Annotated in this window: 15 protein-coding genes; 11 read left to right on the top strand and 4 right to left on the bottom strand. The window is 69.0% G+C overall.

Going from position 1 to position 18412, the window contains the following annotated elements; all coding sequences use genetic code 11:
* Both ABB33_RS18995 and ABB33_RS17000 read left to right on the top strand, forming a co-directional pair.
* Positions 1-291 (top strand): hypothetical protein (locus ABB33_RS18995; protein ID WP_211260895.1); only part of this gene is annotated, 291 nt, incomplete at its 5' end.
* A 122-nt stretch (positions 292-413) separates the two neighbouring features.
* Positions 414-713 (top strand): hypothetical protein, encoded by a 300-nt coding sequence (locus tag ABB33_RS17000; RefSeq protein WP_152985147.1) that lies wholly within the window; start codon positions 414-416, stop codon positions 711-713.
* Between the two features lie 131 nt (positions 714-844).
* On the opposite strand, the gene arsH is transcribed toward ABB33_RS17000, so the two are convergent.
* Complete coding sequence (gene arsH / locus ABB33_RS17005) at positions 845-1579, bottom strand: arsenical resistance protein ArsH (RefSeq protein ID WP_056932878.1); 735 nt, start codon at positions 1577-1579, stop codon at positions 845-847.
* A gap of 17 nt (positions 1580-1596) precedes the next feature.
* On the opposite strand from arsH, the gene ABB33_RS17010 reads away from it, so the two are divergent.
* The 4 genes from ABB33_RS17010 to ABB33_RS17025 all read left to right on the top strand — a co-directional run bounded on the left by ABB33_RS17010 (position 1597) and on the right by ABB33_RS17025 (position 4891).
* Entirely contained in the window at positions 1597-1929 is a 333-nt protein-coding gene (locus tag ABB33_RS17010; RefSeq protein WP_054664034.1) for an ArsR/SmtB family transcription factor, read from the top strand.
* 54 nt (positions 1930-1983) lie between these two features.
* A complete protein-coding gene (locus ABB33_RS17015; RefSeq protein WP_056932879.1) occupies positions 1984-2496 on the top strand; it encodes an arsenate reductase ArsC in 513 nt (170 codons plus the stop codon).
* Between the two features lie 13 nt (positions 2497-2509).
* Entirely contained in the window at positions 2510-3541 is a 1032-nt protein-coding gene (gene arsB, locus ABB33_RS17020; RefSeq protein ID WP_182212920.1) for an ACR3 family arsenite efflux transporter, read from the top strand.
* Positions 3542-3724: 183 nt separating this feature from the next.
* Positions 3725-4891 carry a DmpA family aminopeptidase gene (locus ABB33_RS17025; RefSeq protein ID WP_056932881.1) on the top strand — a complete coding sequence of 389 codons (1167 nt, stop codon included), beginning with the start codon at positions 3725-3727 and terminating at the stop codon, positions 4889-4891.
* A 51-nt stretch (positions 4892-4942) separates the two neighbouring features.
* Here ABB33_RS17025 and ABB33_RS17030 read toward each other — a convergent pair whose 3' ends face one another.
* Complete coding sequence (locus ABB33_RS17030; protein ID WP_056932882.1) at positions 4943-6052, bottom strand: helix-turn-helix transcriptional regulator; 1110 nt, start codon at positions 6050-6052, stop codon at positions 4943-4945.
* 277 nt (positions 6053-6329) lie between these two features.
* Here ABB33_RS17030 and ABB33_RS17035 point away from each other — a divergent pair, with 277 nt between their 5' ends.
* Positions 6330-7352: an N-acetyltransferase DgcN family protein gene (locus tag ABB33_RS17035; protein WP_056932883.1), complete on the top strand. Its 1023-nt coding sequence runs from the start codon at positions 6330-6332 to the stop codon at positions 7350-7352.
* A gap of 10 nt (positions 7353-7362) precedes the next feature.
* Positions 7363-8343, top strand: a complete 981-nt coding sequence (gene dgcA / locus ABB33_RS17040) for an N-acetyl-D-Glu racemase DgcA (protein ID WP_056932884.1) — start codon at positions 7363-7365, stop codon at positions 8341-8343.
* 66 nt (positions 8344-8409) lie between these two features.
* Here the strand turns inward: dgcA and ABB33_RS17045 are convergent, their stop codons facing one another.
* Positions 8410-9546, bottom strand: a complete 1137-nt coding sequence (locus ABB33_RS17045) for a serine hydrolase domain-containing protein (protein ID WP_161809439.1) — start codon at positions 9544-9546, stop codon at positions 8410-8412.
* Between the two features lie 524 nt (positions 9547-10070).
* On the opposite strand from ABB33_RS17045, the gene ABB33_RS17050 reads away from it, so the two are divergent.
* Complete coding sequence (locus tag ABB33_RS17050) at positions 10071-12956, top strand: TonB-dependent receptor plug domain-containing protein (RefSeq protein ID WP_056932886.1); 2886 nt, start codon at positions 10071-10073, stop codon at positions 12954-12956.
* A 189-nt stretch (positions 12957-13145) separates the two neighbouring features.
* Positions 13146-15104: an alpha/beta hydrolase family protein gene (locus ABB33_RS17055; protein WP_082595153.1), complete on the top strand. Its 1959-nt coding sequence runs from the start codon at positions 13146-13148 to the stop codon at positions 15102-15104.
* 70 nt (positions 15105-15174) lie between these two features.
* Here the strand turns inward: ABB33_RS17055 and ABB33_RS17060 are convergent, their stop codons facing one another.
* On the bottom strand, positions 15175-16947 hold the full coding sequence (locus ABB33_RS17060; protein WP_056932887.1) for a peptide MFS transporter: 1773 nt from the start codon (positions 16945-16947) through the stop codon (positions 15175-15177).
* Positions 16948-17187: 240 nt separating this feature from the next.
* Between ABB33_RS17060 and ABB33_RS17065 the strand changes: the two genes are divergently transcribed.
* Positions 17188-18412 (top strand): OPT family oligopeptide transporter (locus tag ABB33_RS17065; RefSeq protein ID WP_082595154.1); only part of this gene is annotated, 1225 nt, incomplete at its 3' end.

An 18412-nucleotide genomic window follows, 5' to 3' on the forward strand; every position in this document is an offset into this window, starting at 1 on the left:
CTGGGTCATTGCCATCAATTATGGCGTCCGAGTGTCTACGAAAGGCTGGCCGGTCCACCGACGTTCGATTTGGCTAGTTTAATGGGCGCCATCGCGGCGGCGGCCTTGCTGGGCGTACTCCTGTTCGTAATGCTGCTGGTGTTGCCCGGTTTGGTGCTGGTAGCCGGAGATTTACTGGGAGTAGTTCAACCCCTCCCGTCGATCAAGCACGAGCAGCGTTTTAACGAGGCTGAGTCAGCGCAGGCCCGGTCCTCCTTAAGGCTTGGGTGGTTGGCAGTACGATCGGCTTGATGGCCTTAGCTGGCTGCATCTTGGTCGATGCGCCTCTGGGGATCTTCTATGCCTTGTTCAGCTGGGCGCTTGGTGTCTAGGCTGCCTTGGTCGTGGCCGCCTTATGGAAGAACATCCGCCCCTTGTCCAACGTGCTGTGGGGGATGCTCATCTTCAGCTACCTGACCTTCACTTACTTCGGCAGCGTCTCGTTCGTCAGCCTGCACAAGCTAGGCGCCCCTGATGGCAGCCAGCCATCTACCAGCACCATCCTGGGCATCGTGCAGACCAAGCCAACACTTGAGCCAAGACTTTCTTTTCCCTCCAGATGGGCGAGCATGCTGCCCCGCCCTCTACCTATTTTTGAGCCGGCGTGTACGCCCGATGCGCTAGAGGCTGGTCACCTCGTCTGCACGGCTCTCCAGCAAGCCCATGATCCGTAAGGATATCGGGTTTGGGTATTTGCTACTAATTAGCGTTTTCATCCGCCCTGCGCCGCGCGCTGCGGCGCGGCGCGATATGCAGGTGGTCCGGTCGGCGCGCCGCCGGAACGCGGCGTCATTCCGTCATTCCTTCATTCCGTCACCGCGGCCGCCCGCGAGATGCGGCGCGCTTCCTCCGCACCCTTGCGCTCGCTGTAGCGGTCCACCAGATGCTCGCCGTGGCCGCGCACCAGCAGGGTGAACTTCACCAGCTCTTCCATGACGTCCACCACGCGGTCGTAGTAGGGCGAGGGCTTCATGCGGCCGTCGTCGTCGAACTCCTGCCAGGCCTTGGCCACCGATGACTGGTTGGGGATGGTGAGCATGCGCATCCAGCGCCCCAGCACGCGCAGCGTGTTGACCACGTTGAACGACTGCGAGCCGCCGCTGACCTGCATCACCGCCAGGGTCTTGCCCTGGGTCGGCCGCACGCTGCCGTCTTCCAGTGGCAGCCAGTCGATCTGGTTCTTGAACACCCCGGTGATCGTGCCATGGCGTTCGGGCGACACCCAGACGTGGCCCTCGGACCACTGCGACCACTCGCGCAGTTGCCGCACCCTGGGGTGCTGCTTGTCCACGCTGTCGAGCATGGGCAGGTCGTGCGGATCGAACACCCGGGTCTCGGCGCCGAGATACTGCAGGATGCGTTCGGCTTCCAGGGCCAGCTTGCGGCTGTACGACTGCGGCCGCAGCGAGCCGTACAGGATGAGGATGCGCGGGCGCCGTGCCTCGCCGTGGCCGTCGGCCAGCGGTTGCGTGGGCGGTGGCAGCAGGCGCGTGTCCAGGTGCGCGGGAAGGTCGAAGGGGGATTGTCCGGATTCATTCATTCTATTATTCTAGAAAAATGGAAACAAAAAATGCAATCGCCGCGCTCACCGCCCTGGGCCACGCCACCCGGCTGGCGGCCTTCCGCCTGCTGGTCGAAGCCGGTCCTGCGGGCCGCATGGCCGGGGATATCGGCCAGGCGCTGGAGGTCCCCGGCGCGACGTTGTCCTTCCACCTGAAGGAACTGGTGCATGCCGGCCTGGTGGAGAGCGAAAGCCAGGGGCGTCATGTCTGCTATCGCGCGAACTTCCAGGCAATGAATGGCCTGATCCAGTACCTCACCCACAACTGCTGCGCCGGTTCGGGCAATGCCGAATGCGCGCCGGTGGCCGATCCCGCCTGCGGCTGCTGACCGGGCGGCGGTTCTCCTGCAGCACACCGCCTTCCTCCACATGACGTCCTCGCCATGACCCACAACGTGCTTTTCCTGTGTACCGGCAACAGTGCCCGCAGTGTCCTGGCCGAAGCCACGCTGCGCGCGTGGGCCGGCAACCGTTTCAAGGTGTTCAGCGCCGGCAGCCAGCCCACCGGCACCGTGAACCCGTTCGCCCTGGCCCAACTGCAGGCCGAGGGTATTTCCACCGCCGGGCTGCGCAGCAAGTCCTGGGACGAGTTCACCACGCCGGGGGCGCCGCGCATGGACCTGGTGGTGACGGTGTGCGATTCGGCAGCAGCCGAAACCTGCCCGGTGGTATTCGGGGATTTCCTGCGCACCCATTGGGGGTTGCCCGACCCGGCGGCGGCCGGTGGCAGCGACGACGACAAGCGTGCGGCGTTCAGGCAGGCCCATCGTGTCATCCAGGCCCGGCTGATGGCCTTCCTGGCGCTTCCCTCGTCGGTATGGGAGGACCGTGCGCAGCTCAAGGCCGCCCTGGACAAGATTGGCTTTGTCGACGCCGGGGACGCGACCGGTGAGTGAGGCAGCACCACGCATAGGGTTCTTCGAGCGCTACCTGACCCTGTGGGTGGCGTTGTGCATCGTGGCCGGCACGCTGCTGGGCCATCGCTGGCCATCGGCGTTCGCGCACCTTGGCGGCATCGAATGGGCGCAGGTGAACCTGCCGGTGGCGGTGCTCATCTGGGTGATGATCGTGCCCATGCTGATGAAGATCGACTTCGGCGCGCTGCGCCAGGTCGGCCGGCACTGGCGCGGCATCGGCACCACGCTGTTCGTCAACTGGGCGGTGAAGCCGTTCTCGATGGCCCTGCTGGGCTGGTTCTTCCTGCGCCACGTGTTCGCGCCGTGGCTGCCGGCCGACCAGGTGGATGCCTACATCGCCGGCCTGATCCTGCTGGCGGCCGCGCCGTGCACCGCGATGGTGTTCGTGTGGAGCAACCTGTGCCGCGGCGATGCCGCCTTCACCCTCAGCCAGGTGGCCTTGAACGACGCGATCATGGTGGTGGCGTTCGCGCCGCTGGTCGCGCTGCTGCTCGGCATTTCCTCGATCACGGTGCCGTGGGCGACGCTGGTCATCTCCGTGGGGCTGTACATCGTGGTGCCGGTGATCATCGCCACCGGCCTGCGCGCCTGGGTGATGCGCAACGGCGGGCAGCGGCGGCTCGACGGCTGGCTGGCCCGGCTCGGCCCGCTGTCGCTGGCGGCGCTGCTGCTGATGCTGGTGCTGCTGTTCGGGTTCCAGGGCAGGCAGATCCTGGCCCAGCCGCTGGTGATCGCGATGCTGGCCGTGCCCATCCTCATCCAGGTCTATTTCAACTCGGGGCTGGCCTATCTGCTCAACCGCCGCCTGGGCGTGGCCCACTGCGTTGCCGGCCCCTCGGCGCTGATCGGCGCCAGCAACTTCTTCGAACTGGCGGTGGCCACCGCGGTAAGCGTGTTCGGCGTCCATTCGGGGGCGGCACTGGCCACGGTGGTCGGCGTGCTGATCGAAGTGCCGGTGATGCTGTCCGTGGTCCACATCGTCAATCGCTCGCGGGGCTGGTACGAGCATCGCCGCGCGCGCTGACGCGCGGCGGCAGGCGCGGCGCCCTGCCAGGCAAGAATCAGGATTTTTCCCGATGCGCCGGCATCGTTCCGGCGCCAGCATCGCACCGATGCGGCCGGCGGACCCGGCCCTGCCTGCGTGACCGCAGGCGGGGGGCTTCCTGTACCGTGCCGCCATGTCCCCGTGTCCTGCTGGAGCCGTCGAATGATCAAGCGCTGGTCCCCCCTGCTGTTCGCCCTGGTCGCCGCCGGCGCCGCATCGGCCACGCTCGCCGCCGAACAGCGGCTACGTGCGCGCGAGGCCGGCGTGGTCATCGGTACGCTGGCGACCGGGCCGCACAATGCGATCACCGACGTGGCCGGGGTCGGCGTCGGCCACGCCACCCTGCGCGAGGGCACGCGCCTGCATACCGGGGTCACCGCGATCCTGCCGCATCCCGGCAACCTGTACCGGCAGCGGGTGCCGGCGGCGATCGTGGTCGGCAACGGCTACGGCAAGCTGGCCGGCATCACCCAGGTGCAGGAACTGGGCGAGCTGGAAACGCCGATCCTGCTGACCGGCACGCTGAGCACCTGGAAGGTCGCCGACGCGACGGCGGACTGGCTGTTGCGGCAGCCGGGCATGGAGCAGGTGCGCTCGATCAACCCCGTGGTGGGCGAGACCAACGATGGTTACCTCAGCGACATCCGTGCGCGGCCGCTGACCCCGGCGCTGGTGGAGAGCGCGCTGACCACGCCGTCGCATGCCGTGGTCGAGGAAGGCGATGTCGGTGCCGGTGCCGGTACGGTCGCCTTCGGCTGGAAGGGCGGCATCGGTACCAGTTCGCGGCAGCTGCCTGCCGGCGATGGCGGCTACACGGTCGGCGTGCTGGTGCAGAGCAATTTCGGCGGCGAGCTGACCATCGCCGGCGTGCCGGTGTGGAAGGTGTTGCCGGACCCGGCCGCGTATGCGCGCAGCCTGGCGGTGCCGCCGCCGAGCACCGGCGACGGCAGCATCATGCTGGTGGTGGCCACCGATGCCCCGCTGGACGCGGCGCAGCTGCAGCGCCTGGCGAAGCGGGCGCTGGTCGGGTTGGCGCGCACCGGTTCGGTGATGTCCAACGGCTCGGGCGACTATGTCATCGCCTTCTCCACCGCGAAGGAGAACCTGCGCGATCCGGACCGGGCGCTGCAGCCGGCGCGCAGCCTGGCCGGCGAAGCCATGTCGCCGCTGTTCCAGGCCGCTGCCGAGGCGACCGAGGAAGCCATCGTCAACTCGCTGTTCCGCGCCCACACCGTGCACGGACACCGCGGCACCGCGGCGGCGCTGCCGCTGGCGCCGGTGCTGGAGGCGGTGCGACGCGCGCAGCTGGCGGCGCCGGCGCCACGCTGACCCGCCGCTGCGGCCGCCTGCGCGCCGGAGTGGGCGCGCGGCCGCGGTGATTCAGTTGAGCAGCCGCGCCAGCTGCGTGCGGTTGCTGACGTTCAACTTGCGGAAGATCGAGCTGATCTGCGATTCGATGGTCTTGCGCGAGCGGCACAGGCGCTCGGCGATGGCGTCGTTGCGCAGCCCCGAGGCGACCAGCCCGGCCACCTTGCGCTCGCTTGGCGACAGGCACTTGAGCAGGGGCAGGGCGCGTGCGGCGGCGGCCCCGGCCACATCGTCGGTGTCGCCGTCCGCGGCCAGGACAAGCAGGTGCTGGGCGTGGCGGAATGAATTGCCGGGCGCCGAACTGATCTCCACGCGCAGGGTCTGCGCCGGGCGCTGCGGATGGGCCAGGATGAAGCTGGCGCGCTGGCCGGGCGCCGCGGCGGTGCCTGCGGCCCCCTCCATCCAGCGGCGCAGCGGCGCCTCGATCGCGCGCGGCAGGCAGCCGTCGCGTTCCGTATCGGCACTCCAGCGCCGGCAGATGCGCTTGGCTTCGCGCGACATGTACGACGGCGCCAGGTTGCCATCCACCAGCAGTGCGGCCAGCGGCAGCTCGTACAGCAGGTCTTCCACGGCCTTGTGCCGCAGCCGGTCGGATTCGAGCATGCGCACGCGCTGCAGGCTGGCATCCAGCAACGGATACAGCTCGGCCAGGAACGCCAGTTCGGCGTCGGACAGCTCGGTGTGGGCGGTGAGGATGCGGATGCTCAGTACCGCTTCCAGCCGGGTGCCGTCCCAGAACGCCAGGTGGATGAATTCGCGCCAGGCCGGCGCCGGGTTCTGCGCCTTGAGCCGTTCGGGTGCAAGCGCGTCCTGCGATGCGATCTGCGAGAACGTGTACCAGCGGATCCGTGGATTGGCGTCCAGGTAGGGCGCGGCCACTTCCAGGCTGGTGACCAGGCGGGTCCCGTCGTCGCCGGCCGTGGCCAGGTGGTGCCGGCCCTGCAGCGGCTGGTAGCCGTCGATATCGAACAGCAGGCTGCACGAATGGCACGGCAGTGCCGCGTTGATCAGCGCCGCGCAGGCCTGCCATAGCGATGCCATGTCCAGTGCCTTCACCAGCGCCGCACGCGCGGACGCCAGGCCATCGGCGCGCGCGCTGGGTGGGGCATCGAGCATCAGCATGGCGTCTCCGGGAAGGTGCGGACGGCGTGGTGGCGGCCTCGCCCGCAGGCTGGCGGCGAATGGCATCGTGGCTATGTAGCAGCGGCCCGTGGTGCTGGCAAGCGGCGCGCATCGCGCGCTGGCGGCGGCGGTGCCCGGCCGGGAATATGCGGGTTTTTCCCGATTCGGGACGACACCCGGTATGGTCGAATGGCGACGATCAGTTCCGGCCCGGGAAATAGGTGGCAAGCATGCGACATACGAACGAGCGGCAGCAGGTACCCGTGGAGGCCCGGCCATGAGCGCGACGCCGGCCAGGGTGGTCCTGCACATGCCTTACCTGTTGTTCCTGGGCGAGGAAACCAATCCGCTGAAAGCCAAGACCGCCTTCGGCCTGCGCGACTGGAGCGCGCAGGACTGCATCGGCCAGACGCGGCTGCCTGGCGGCACCATCGACCTTGGCCTGGCGGAACTGGACCCGGTTGCCGCGGCCGCCGCCGGCGCGCGCTCGCTGGTGATCGGCGTCACCCCGGTCGGCGGGCGCATTCCCGCGCACTGGAGCCCGCTGTTGATCGCCGCGGTGGAGGCGGGCCTGGACATCGTCAGCGGCCTGCACACGCCGCTGGAATCGGTGCCCGGCCTGGCGCAGGCGGCACAGCGTTCGGGCGTGCGCCTGGTGGACGTGCGCCGGCCCCCGGACAACCTGCCGCGCGCCACCGGCAAGCGGCGCAGCGGCAAGCGCGTGGCGATGGTCGGTACCGACTGCGCGCTGGGCAAGAAGTACACCGCGCTGGCGCTGGCCCGGGCGATGCGCGGGCAGGGCATCGATGCCGATTTCCGTGCGACCGGGCAGACCGGCATCATGATCGCCGGCGCCGGCATCGCGGTGGATGCGGTGATCGCCGATTTCATCGCCGGCGCGGCCGAGTGCATTTCGCCCGACGCCGCGCCCGACCACTGGGACCTGATCGAAGGCCAGGGCTCGCTGTTCCATCCGGCCTATGCCGGCGTGACCCTGGGCCTGCTGCACGGTTCGCAGGCCGACGGCCTGGTGCTGTGCCACGACCCGCTGCGCACGCACCTGGTCAGCTGGCCGGACTACCCGGTGCCGGGGCTGGCGGTGGCACGCGACCTGTACCTGCAGGCCGCGCGCCTGACCAATCCCGGCGCGCGCCTGGTCGGGGTGAGCCTGAATACCTCGGCGATGGACGCCGCCGCCGCGCAGGAGGCCCTGGAGCGTGCCGAGCGCGAGCTGGGCGTTCCGGCCTTCGACCCGATGCGCAGCCCCCTTGACCGGGCGCTGGCCTCGATCATGGGCTGAGGCCGTGGCCATGCGCACGCTGCATGCCAGGCCGCATGCCTGGAAACTGAGGGAGCCGTTCGCCATCGCCCGCGGCGTGCGCAGCGAGGCGCGCGTGGTCATCGTCGAGCTGCACGAGGACGGCCGGGTCGGCCGTGGCGAGGCCGGTGGCGTCGGCTACCACGGCGAAACCCCGGAAAGCATGCTCGCGCAGATCGAGCAGGTGCGCCCGGCGCTGGAACGGGGCTGCGACCGCCACGAACTGCTGCGGCTGCTGCCGGCCGGCGGTGCCCGGCATGCGCTGGATGCGGCGCTGTGGGACCTGGAGGCAAAGCAAAGCGGGGTGCCGGCATGGACCCGCGCCGGCATCGCCCACTGGCGGCCGGTCGACAGCGCGGTGACCATCGGCATCCGCGACATCGCCGCCTACGAGGCCACCGCGCGTGCGCACGCCGGTTACCCCTGGCTCAAGATCAAGGTGGGCAAGGGCTCGCCGCTGGAGGCGGTGGCCGCGGTGCGTCGCGGCGCGCCACGGGCGCGGTTGATCGTCGACGCCAACCAGTCGTGGAGCGTGGAGGAGCTGCGGGCCTACGTGCCGGCCCTGCAGCCGTTTGCGGTGGACCTGCTGGAGCAGCCGGTGGCGGTGGCGCATGGCGACGGGCTGCGCGGCTATGACGGTGCGATCCCGGTCTGCGCCGACGAGGCGCTGTCCACGCACGAGGACCTTGCCGGCCTGGTCGGGTGCTATCAGTTCGTCAACATCAAGCTGGACAAGACCGGTGGCCTGACCGCCGCGCTGGAACTGGCCGCGGCGGCGCGCGCGGCGGGCTTCCGGCTGATGGTGGGATGCATGCTGGGCGGATCGGTATCGGTCGCGCCGGGCATGGTGCTCGCACAGCTGTGCGAAGTCTGCGACCTGGATGGTCCCTGGCTGCAGGCCGAGGACTGGCCGGGCGGCATTGTCTACCAGCATGGGCGCATGTCGATGCCTGCGCCTGCCGTGTGGGGTTGAACGACGCCTGATCGCCACGCACGGGCCGGTCGCGGGGTACGCCTGCAACCGGCCCGGTGCCTGCGGTCAATCCTGCGCGCTGGACCAGTCGACGGCCGGGTAGCTGCCCGGGCCCATGAACGCGCGCAGTACCTGCTTGTAGGCCGCGGGCCCGTTCTCGCTGTTGGTGAACAGCACCAGGCTTTCGCCGCTGGCCGGGTCGAGCATGAAGAAGGCCTTGAAGCCGGGGTTGTCGCCCCAGTGCCAGGCCAGGCGCCGGCCATCGGCGTCCTGCAGTCCCACGCCCAGGCCCCAGGCGATGAACGCATCGGCCGGGCCCGGCGATGCCGGATCGTCGGCGTCGCTGGCCGGTGTGAACAGCAACGCATGCGTGGCCGGCCTGAGTCCTTCGCCGCGGTACAGCGCTTTGTGGATGAAGTTGTCGTAGTCATGCGCATTGCTGACCAGGGTCCAGGCGGTGTTCTCCCAGCCGAACACCCGCTCCGCTGCGGGCGTGCCGTCCTTGCCGTGGCCGGTGGCGTTGCGCGCGCGCATCGCCGGGTCGGTGAGGTAACTGCTGCTGGGCATGTCGAACCGCGAGAACACCTCGCGCGAGGCCAGCGCATTCCAGCTGCTGCCGGTGATGTGCTCGAGCGTGCGCTGCAGCAGGTAGAAGCCTTCGCCGGAGTAGGCGTAGTGCTCGCCGGGCGCGAACCGGCTCTCCAACGGCGTGCCGTCGATGGCCGGGTTCGACGGTGATATCTGCCAGTTGGGCAGGCCGCTGGTGTGGGCCAGCACCATGCGCGTGGTGACCTGCCGTGCCAGCGGGTTGTCCCTGGTCCTGGGCGATTGCCAGTAGTCCCACAGCGGTTTGTCGAGATCGAGCTTTCCGGCGTCGACCAGGCGCAGCGCGATGTAGGCGGCCACGACCTTGGACAGCGAGGCGGCCTGGAACACTGTGTCGTCGCCGACCGTGGCCGCCGCGCGGGCGTTGAGCACGCCATGGCAGTACGCCTCGGAGATTCCGTCGCGGGTATGGATCAGCTGCGCGCCGGGAATGCCATGCGCGCGCATCGCCGCGTCGAACGCCTCGCGCCTGGCCTGTGCCTGCGCACTGGCAGCTGCCGGGGTCGCATCGCAACCGTGCCGGTCGCCGGTGCCGGGCGCGGCGCACAGCGGTGGCGCGGTTCCGATGGAAAACAGTGCGAGTGCGAGAACGGCCATGCGTGGTGCCTGGATCTTCATCTTTTCCCCGGTCTGTTCGAGAAGGTGGTGTGCATCGTGCGCGGCGATGTCCGCGGATGCAGCGATCTGCAGGGCGAGGCGCGGTAGCGCATCGGCGGCCCGCGCGCTGCTGCGGCATGCGCGGGCCGCGGCAACGATACCGCATCCGCGAGCGCATCCATGCACTGCGCGACGTCTTTTTTCAGGCGCTTTCGTCGTTGCCCCGAACAGGGTGGGACAGCTTCCGTCGAAGCAGTCGCGGCATGCGAACAATCGGGGTTTCTCCCGATGCGTGGCAGGCGATGTCGCGCCTAGGATCGCTGGCATGTTCCGGGGAAGCGTGCCCGCAGGGCCGCCATGCGACCGGAACGCATCCGGGTCCGGTACTGCCTCCCGGCGCTGCCTGTCGCAGCGCCGCGATCCGCTGCCGTGTCCGGACCGCAGGCAACACCGTCCATCGCGACAGATCGCCATCGCCGCAGTGCCTTCCAGCCGAACCATGCCGAGCAACGGGGAGACGAACCATGATGTCCATTGGCCCGCAACAACCGCAGTACCGCCGCCTGTCAATGGCGGTCCTCATGGCCCTGGCGCTGCCGGCCGTGGCATCGGCCGCAGGTGCCGCGCATGCGCAGCAGGCGGCGCCGGCAGCGGCCGGCGACCCGGCCGATGGTGGCGATGCCGCGCGTACGCTGGACAAGGTCGAGGTCACCGGTTCGCGCATCAGGCGCGCCGCGGTCGAGGGCCCGTCGCCGGTGGTGGTGATCACCAGTGAGGACATCCGCAAGCAGGGCTACAGCACCGTGGCCGAAACGCTGCAGACGCTGACCCAGTTCAACGGCGATGTCGTCGGTGGCGAGTTCAATGCCAGCGCCTCGCAACCGGATGCCGCGTTCCTCAACCTGCGCGGACTGGGCGTGGGCTATCAGCTGATCCTGCTCAACGGCAAACGCATGACCGAGTACGCGGCCAGTTCCGGCGCAGCCTCCACCGGCGTCAGTGTCGGCAGCATTCCGGCGGTGGTGGTGGAACGCATCGAGGTACTCAACGGCGGTGCGTCGGCGATCTACGGCTCCGATGCGGTGGCCGGCGTGGTCAACATCGTCACCCGTGACAACTGGGAGGGTGACCACCTGCGCGTGCGCGGCGGCGCCACCACCCGTGGCGGCGGCGATACCGCCCAGTTCCAGTTCAGCGGCGGCAAGGCATGGGACCGTGGCAGCATCACCTACGCGTTCGAGCAGCTCAACCGCGAGCCGATCTTCTCCTGGCAGCGCGGCAACATCATCCGCACCGGAATGAACGCCCCGGGCAACGCCGGAACCAGCCGCCCGACCTTCGGGCTGGATACCGCGCTGATGGACGCCGGCTACAACGATTATTACTGGCTGGGCCAGGATGGCCGCCTGCTGTACGCCGGCGATGTCGATCCGGCGACGGCCACCGCGGCGCTGGAGCACACCTGCCGTACCCTGGGGCGCAATTACTTCCCGATGTACGGCTCGGCCAGTGCCGCACGGCCCTATGCCTGCGGCAACGCCAACTACTACGACGGCGACACCCTGGCCAACAAGCACGACAAGACCTCGGCCTACGTGTCGGGCAACTTCCGCTTCAGCGACGCGCTGCAGGGCTATGGCCAGGTGCTGGTGCAGCGCTCGCGCAGCGAGGCCGCGCACCGCACCAGCATGTACCTGTACAACGCGGGCAGCGCGTACGACGTGGACATCGGCCAGTTCGAATACTGGCGCGCGCTCGACCCCAACGACATCGGCGGCGCGCCGATGCGGATGTGGGACGAGACCACCCTGAGCGCCAATGCCGGGCTGCGCGGAACCATCGGCGCGCGTTTCGACTGGGATGCCAGCCTCAGCCTGTCGCGCGACGAGATGAAGAGCAGCTGGAAGCAGCTGATCACCGACCGCGTGCACCGCTACCTGTTCGGCGAGGCGGTGGGCGAGGTCGACGGCGCGCCGTTGTACCGCATCGATCCGTCCGTGCTGTTCGGGCCGATCACACCGCAGCAGTATGCGTCGATGGTGGACACCATCCGCAACCGCAACCTGTCGCAGACCGCGCAGGCGCAGTTCGTTCTCGGCGGCACGCTGTTCGCGCTGCCGGCGGGCGACGTGGAGATGGCGTCGGTGTTCGAGGCATCGCACTCCAGGTACGAACTGCGCCCGGATCGCCGCAGCCTGGGCACGTATGCGGGCGCCGACAAGACCTTCAACCATACCGGCGTATCCGGCGGCGGGCCGCGCGACCGCTACGGTGCCGGCGTCGAGTTCCGCATCCCGCTGCTGCAGCGCCTGGTGGCCAATGTCGCCGGGCGCTGGGACAAGTACGACGACATCTCCGACGTCGGCGACGCGATCACCTGGCAGGCCAGCCTGGAATGGCGGCCGTTCGACAACCTGCTGGTGCGCGCAAGCCGGCAGACCAGCTTCATGGCGCCGAACATCATGTGGTTGTATGGCGAACCGGTGACCGGTTACGACGACTACATCACCAACTACTACCTGTGCCGCCTCGACGGCCTGGACCTGACCACCACGGCCGGTCTTGCGCAGTGCGGTGCCGACCACCACGAGAGCGCCTGGTACGTGGAAGGCGGCAACAACAGCCGCCTGCACGAGGAGACCGCCACATCCAATGGCCTCGGCATCGTCTGGGACGTCAGCGAACGGCTGTCGCTGAGTGCCGACTACTGGGAGATCGACCTCAAGGGCAAGAGCCAGTACCTGGACACCGCCACGCTGATGAGCGAGAACGCCAGCTGCCTGCTGGGGCGGCGCGTCGATGGCACGCCGGTCGATCCGAATTCCGGAGCGTGCGCGGTCTACCTGGCCTATGTGCAGCGCGATGCGGCGGGCAAGGTCACCGAGTATTTCCTGGACGCGATCAACCAGGCCGGCGTGCGCACCCGCGGCGTGGACGCGAGCCTGAAGTACGCCTGGAGCGGCGGCGCGCTCGGCGATTTCAGCCTGAATGCCGGGTACAGCCGCACCCTTGGCTACGACGTGCAGGTCGCCGCCGGTGATCCGTGGCAGGACTACATGGGCTGCTCCTACTCGGCGACCTACAGCTGCGGCAACCAGCCGCTGGCGTTCCGCTCGCGCGGCAACTGGACGCTGGGCTGGAACCGCGGCGACTGGTCGGCGAGCCTGTACGGCTACCGCAACGGCGCGCGGGTCAACTACCAGGCCAGCGCGCAGCTGCCGTCGTACGTGCAGTGGAACGCCAGCCTGTCGAAGAAGATCACCGGCAACATGCGCCTGGGCGTGGACGTGACCAACCTGTTCGACCACTACGGGCCGAAGGACGCGAGCATGACCTGGTATCCGTTCTACCAGAACATCTATGGCATCCAGGGCCGCGCGGTGTACGTGAACCTGGACATCGATTTCTGATCCGCGCGGCGGCCGGACGGCCGCCGCAGATGTGCTGCCACGACATGCGTTGGCACATGTCCCTGCTCCTGGCCCTGCCATGCGAACGCCGCGCCCGCGCCGGAACCGATACCGCCGGGCCGCGTGCATCCCATCGCGGCGCATGGCTAGAATCGGCCCCGAAGGATGGAATTATCAGGGAGGAACGGGATGAAGGCAGGCAAATGGGGGCTGTTGCTGGCCCTTTCGATGGCCTCACTGCCGGCGGTCGGGGCGGTGGACCTGGGGCAGTTCATCCGCAAGGATGAGTTCAACGAGATCAAGATCTCGCCGTCCGGGGAGTACTACGCGGCCACCGTGCCGCTGGAGGACAGCACCGCACTGACGCTGTTCCGGCGCGCCGACCTCAAGGTGGCCGGTGTGTTCAGGCTCCGGCGCAACGCGCACGTGGGCGACTTCGAATGGGTCAGCGACGACCGCGTGCTCGTCGGCATCGCCGAGAAGTTCGGCGTGCTCGACCAGCCACAACCGACCGGCGAGATCTATACGGTCAAGGCCAATGGCGGTCAGGCCGACCTGCTGGTCGGCTTCCGGGTACAGGGCAACGGTGCCGGTACCCGGATCCAGCCGAAGAAGGTCGAGGACGTGGCCGCGTTCCTGATCGACGGGTTGCCCGGGGACGATCGCCATGCGGTGATTTCGGTCTGGCCGCTGATGGGCGACGAGCCGTTCACCCGCGCCGAGCGGATGGATGTGGCCAGCGGCCGCCGTACCACGCTGGCGCGGGCACCGGTGCGGCGCGCGGGCTTCGTCACCGACAGCGGCGGCGAGGTGCGGCTGGCGTACGGTGCCGACGTCGACAATGCCAGCAAGCTGTATTACCGCGAGGCCACCGGCACGGAGTGGCGCCTGGTCAACGACCAGAACGCGAGCAAGCGGATCGAGGTTCCCCTGGGTTTCTCGGCGGACAACCGGCTCGTCTACCTGCAGGTGCGCGGCGGTGATGACGGCACCGACCGCATCGTCGCCTGGGACCCGGCCAGCAACGCGCGCACCACGGTGCTGCATCACCCGGGGGCCGACCCGCTGTCGATCATCCATCGCAACGGCACCTCGATCCCGGTCGGCGCACAGGTGATGGATGGCCGGCACCGCAACCTGTTCTTCGACGATGCGTCGCCCGAGGCGCGCCAGTACCGGAGCCTGGAGGCCGCGTTCCCCGGCCAGTCCGTGCGCGTCACCTCGAGTACCCGCGATGGCAGCCTGCTGTTGATCCGGGTGTGGTCCGGCAACAGCCCCGGCGACTTCTACCTGTTCGATACCGCGCAGAAGAAGGTGGCCCATGTGGTCAGCAGCGGCAGCTGGATCGACCCGGACAAGGCCGCCACCGTCGAACCCATCACCTTCAAGGCGCGCGACGGGCTTGCCATCCACGGCTACCTGACCCGGCCGCGCGGAGCCTCGGGCGCGCGGCCGATGGTGCTGATGCCGCACGGCGGCCCGTTCGGCATCTTCGACGGGTGGCAGTACGACCGCGATGCGCAGATGCTGGCGGCGGCCGGCTATACCGTCATGCAGGTCAACTACCGCGGTTCCGGCAATTACGGCTGGGCATTCCAGACCGCCGGTGCGCGGCAGTGGGGCGGGGCCATGCAGGACGACCTGACCGACGCCACGCGCTGGGCGGTCGAGCAGGGCCATGCCGATGCGTCGAGGATCTGCATCTACGGGGCCAGCTACGGCGGGTATGCGGCGTTGATGGGGGTGGCGAAGGAGCCCTCGCTGTACCGCTGTGCGGCCGGGTACGTCGGCGTCTACGACCTGCCGATGATGCAGCGCCAGGACGGCCGCAAGCGCCGCAGCCTGGGCAACTGGTCCCGGGACTGGGTGGGCGAGGACATGGCCGCGCTGGCGGCGGCTTCGCCCAACCGGTTGGCCGAGCGGATCACGGTGCCGGTGTTCCTGGCGGCGGGTGGCGAGGACGAGATCGCCCCGGTCGAACACACCCGGATGATGGAAGCGGCACTGAGGAAGGCCGGGGTACCGGTCGAATCGCTGTACTACGACACCGAAGGCCACGGCTTCTACACCGAGCCGCACCAGCGCGAGTACTACACCCGGCTGCTGGCGTTCCTGTCGCGGCACCTGGGGGGCGACACCGCGAAGTAAGCGCGGCATGCGCCTGCGTGGAAACGACAACGGCGCCGGGAGGCGCCGTTGTCGTTTCCGCCGGGCAGGCTCAGCGCACCCCGTGCATCATCCGCTTCAGCAGCGGCGAGGCGAGCAGGGCGAGCACGGCGCAGCCCAGGCCGATCCACATCAGCAGCCAGAACAGGTGTTCGTAGCGGGCCGCGGCCTCGGCGATGTCCATCACCCCGCCTTCGGGCACGTCGATGGCGGCGAGCTTGCCGAACAGCGCGGCCAGGGTTTCGGAAAAGGCGGTGGCCAGGAACCAGGTGCCCATCATCAGGCTGACCACGCGAGGGGCCGCCAACTGGGTGACGGCCGACAGTCCCACCGGCGACAGGCACATCTCGCCGATCTCCAGGACCAGGTAAGCCAGCACCAGCCACCACACGCTGGCCATCTGCCCGGTGGCGCCGACATGTTGCGCGGCCAGTGCCAGCGGCACGAACGACAGCGCGCCGAACAGCAGCCCGAACGAGGACTTCACCGGCTTGGAGGGATCCAGCCCGCGCCGGTCCAGCCATGCCCACAGGGCGGCGAACAGCGGTGCAAGCAGCACCAGGAACAGCGCGCCGAGGTAGGTCAGGGACCCGGCGGTCTGCGGCAGTACCAGGCAATCGCGCACCAGCATCACCAGCATCGCCGCGACGATGACGGCGAACAGCAGGCGCGGCGCGCCCGAGCCCGGGGTGCGTTCGGACAGGCGCGCGGCGACCACGAAACCCAGCGGGGCCAGCAGCAGCGAGGCGATCGACCACGGCAGCGGGGTGCCGTCGCGGATCACCAGCGACGGCACCAGGTCCTTGGTCAGCAGGCGATCGGTGAAGGTGACCCACGAGCCGTAGGTCTGCTCGTACAGGGTGAAGAACACCAGTGCCATGAAGATCAGCACCATCAGCGCGATCATCTGCTGGCGCTGCACCGGGGTGCAGCGGGTGCCGGTGAACCAGGCGAACCACAGCAGCACGCCGCCCAGCACCACGATCATCAGCATCAGTGCCAGGCTGATCTCGCCGCCGAGGGCAAAGGCGCCGTTGGCCGCGGCCCACAGCAGCGCCGCCACCGGCACCACCCCGGCGATGGCGACGGCGTAGATCAGCCATTCGCGCGGCAGCCCGGCGATGCGCTGGCGCAGCGCGGCCGGCTGCGGCGGCTCGGCGTGCCCCTGCAGGTACTTCTGTCCCCACAGGAACATTCCCAGGCCGACCAGCATGCCGATGCCGGCGGCACCGAAGCCGTATTTCCAGCCATAGACCTCGCCGAGGAAGCCGCAGACCAGCGAGGCGAACAGCGCGCCGAGGTTGATGCCGGCGTAGAACAGCGAGAAGCCCGAGTCGCGGCGCGGGTCAGCGCTTCCATCGGCACGGTCGGGATAGAGCTTGCCGACGATGGTGGAGATGTTGGGCTTGAGGAAGCCCACGCCCATCACGATCAGTGCCAGCGACAGGTAGGTCGCGCCCAGCGCGGTGTCGTCGCGCACCACCTCGCCGCCGACGCGGTGCGCGGCGTGGCCCTCGAAGGCCATGCCCAGGTGGCCGAGCACCAGCAGGATGCCGCCGAACACCACTGCCTTGCGCATGCCCAGCCAGCGGTCGGCGAGCAGGCCGCCGAACACCGGCACGCAGTACACCAGCCCGCCGTAGGCGCCAAGCAGGTCCAGTCCGGCCTTGTCGCCGAACAGGTGGTACTTGGTCAGGTACAGCAGCAGCAGCGCCTTCATCCCGTAGAAGGAGAAGCGCTCCCACATCTCGGTGAAGAAGCAGACGTAGACCCCCTTGGGGTGGCCGAGGAAGTCGCTGGACGGGGAGGCGGGGATTGCGTGCATCGGGGCGCCGGCTGCGGAGTCGGCGGCAAGTATAGGAGCCGGGCGGAAGGCGGGCGCGGCGGTGCCCGCCCGGCGCATGCGCTGGCCCTGCCGGCGGACGTGGCGTGGATGCGGGTGTCGCCCTGGCCCGGTGCCGGCGTGCGGCGGGCCACAGGGCATGAGGCACATGCTGCGGCACGGCTGGACTTGCCGTTAAGCGGACGTTAGCGTGGCAGCGTTTTTTGCCAGCCGGAAACTTCCATGAACAATGCTGCACCCCCGCAGCTCACCTTCCGCGCGGTGGTCCTGGCCATCGTGCTGGCGGTGGTGCTGTCCGCCGCCAACGCCTACCTGGGCCTGTTCGCGGGCCTGACCGTGGCCACGGCCATTCCCGCCGCGGTCGTCTCGATGGGCGTGCTGCGCCTGCTTGGCGGCGGCACCATCCTCGAGAACAACATCGTCCAGACCGGCGCGTCCGCCGGTTCGTCGATCGCCGCGGGCGTGATCTTCACCATCCCGGCGCTGATCCTGATGGGCTACTGGCCCGACTTCAAATACTGGTGGGTGCTGGGCATCGCCGGCCTCGGCGGCCTGCTCGGCGTGCTGTTCTCGGTGCCGCTGCGGCGCTCGATGATCGTCGAAGATCCGCTGCCGTTCCCGGAAGGCAAGGCCGCGGCCGAAGTGCTCAAGGCCGGCGAAAACCCCGGGCCGGGGCTGAAGATCCTCGGCCTGTCGGCCGCCATCGGCGGCGTGGTCAAGCTGGCCGCGGCCAATGGCCTGAAGGTCATTCCCGACAGTTGGGCGGTGGCCGGCTATTTCGCCAACAACAAGGTGATCGGCTACCTCGGCACCGGGCTGTCGCCGGCGCTGCTGGGCGTGGGCTACATCGTCGGCCTGAACGTCGGCATCGTGGTGCTGTCCGGCGCGATCCTGTCCTGGCACATCGCCATCCCGCTGTACCACGGGCTGTTCCTGGGCAGCGATCCGCAACTGGCCGCCGGCATCGCCGGTGCACCGGCGGCCGACGCGGCGTTCGCCATCTGGTCGTCCAAGATCCGCTTCCTCGGCGTCGGCGCGATGCTGGTGGGCGGGGTGTGGACGCTGTTCTCGCTGCGCAAGTCGCTGCTGGCCGGGATCAAAAGCGGCTTCGCCGCCGCGCGCAAGAGCGCCGGCGCGGTGCCGCTGGCCGAGACCGAGCGCGACCTGCCGATGAAGTGGATGCTGGTGGCGCTGGTGCTGTTCGTGCTGCCGCTGCTGGCGCTGTACCAGGCCATCGTCGGCCAGTGGCTGGTCAGCGTGCCGATGACGATCATCATGATCGTGGCCGGCTTCCTGTTCGTTTCGGTGTCCGGCTACCTGGCCGGCCTGGTCGGCTCGTCCAACAACCCGGTCTCGGGCATCACCATCGCCACCATCCTGTTCGCCTCGGTGGTGCTGCTGATGCTGCTGGGCGACGACGGCAAGGTGCAGGTCGGCGGCGCGCCGC

This window comes from Stenotrophomonas acidaminiphila, assembly GCF_001431595.1.
Classification (GTDB): Bacteria; Pseudomonadota; Gammaproteobacteria; order Xanthomonadales; family Xanthomonadaceae; genus Stenotrophomonas; species Stenotrophomonas acidaminiphila.

Coding starts and splice junctions, on each gene's coding strand:
- arsH (WP_056932878.1), bottom strand. CDS start 1,579: ATGAATGAATCCGGACAATCCCCCTTCGACCTTCCCGCGCACCTGGAC.
- ABB33_RS17010 (WP_054664034.1), top strand. CDS start 1,597: ATGGAAACAAAAAATGCAATCGCCGCGCTCACCGCCCTGGGCCACGCC.
- ABB33_RS17015 (WP_056932879.1), top strand. CDS start 1,984: ATGACCCACAACGTGCTTTTCCTGTGTACCGGCAACAGTGCCCGCAGT.
- ABB33_RS17025 (WP_056932881.1), top strand. CDS start 3,725: ATGATCAAGCGCTGGTCCCCCCTGCTGTTCGCCCTGGTCGCCGCCGGC.
- ABB33_RS17030 (WP_056932882.1), bottom strand. CDS start 6,052: ATGCTGATGCTCGATGCCCCACCCAGCGCGCGCGCCGATGGCCTGGCG.
- ABB33_RS17035 (WP_056932883.1), top strand. CDS start 6,330: ATGAGCGCGACGCCGGCCAGGGTGGTCCTGCACATGCCTTACCTGTTG.
- dgcA (WP_056932884.1), top strand. CDS start 7,363: ATGCGCACGCTGCATGCCAGGCCGCATGCCTGGAAACTGAGGGAGCCG.
- ABB33_RS17045 (WP_161809439.1), bottom strand. CDS start 9,546: ATGGCCGTTCTCGCACTCGCACTGTTTTCCATCGGAACCGCGCCACCG.
- ABB33_RS17050 (WP_056932886.1), top strand. CDS start 10,071: ATGATGTCCATTGGCCCGCAACAACCGCAGTACCGCCGCCTGTCAATG.
- ABB33_RS17055 (WP_082595153.1), top strand. CDS start 13,146: ATGAAGGCAGGCAAATGGGGGCTGTTGCTGGCCCTTTCGATGGCCTCA.
- ABB33_RS17060 (WP_056932887.1), bottom strand. CDS start 16,947: ATGCACGCAATCCCCGCCTCCCCGTCCAGCGACTTCCTCGGCCACCCC.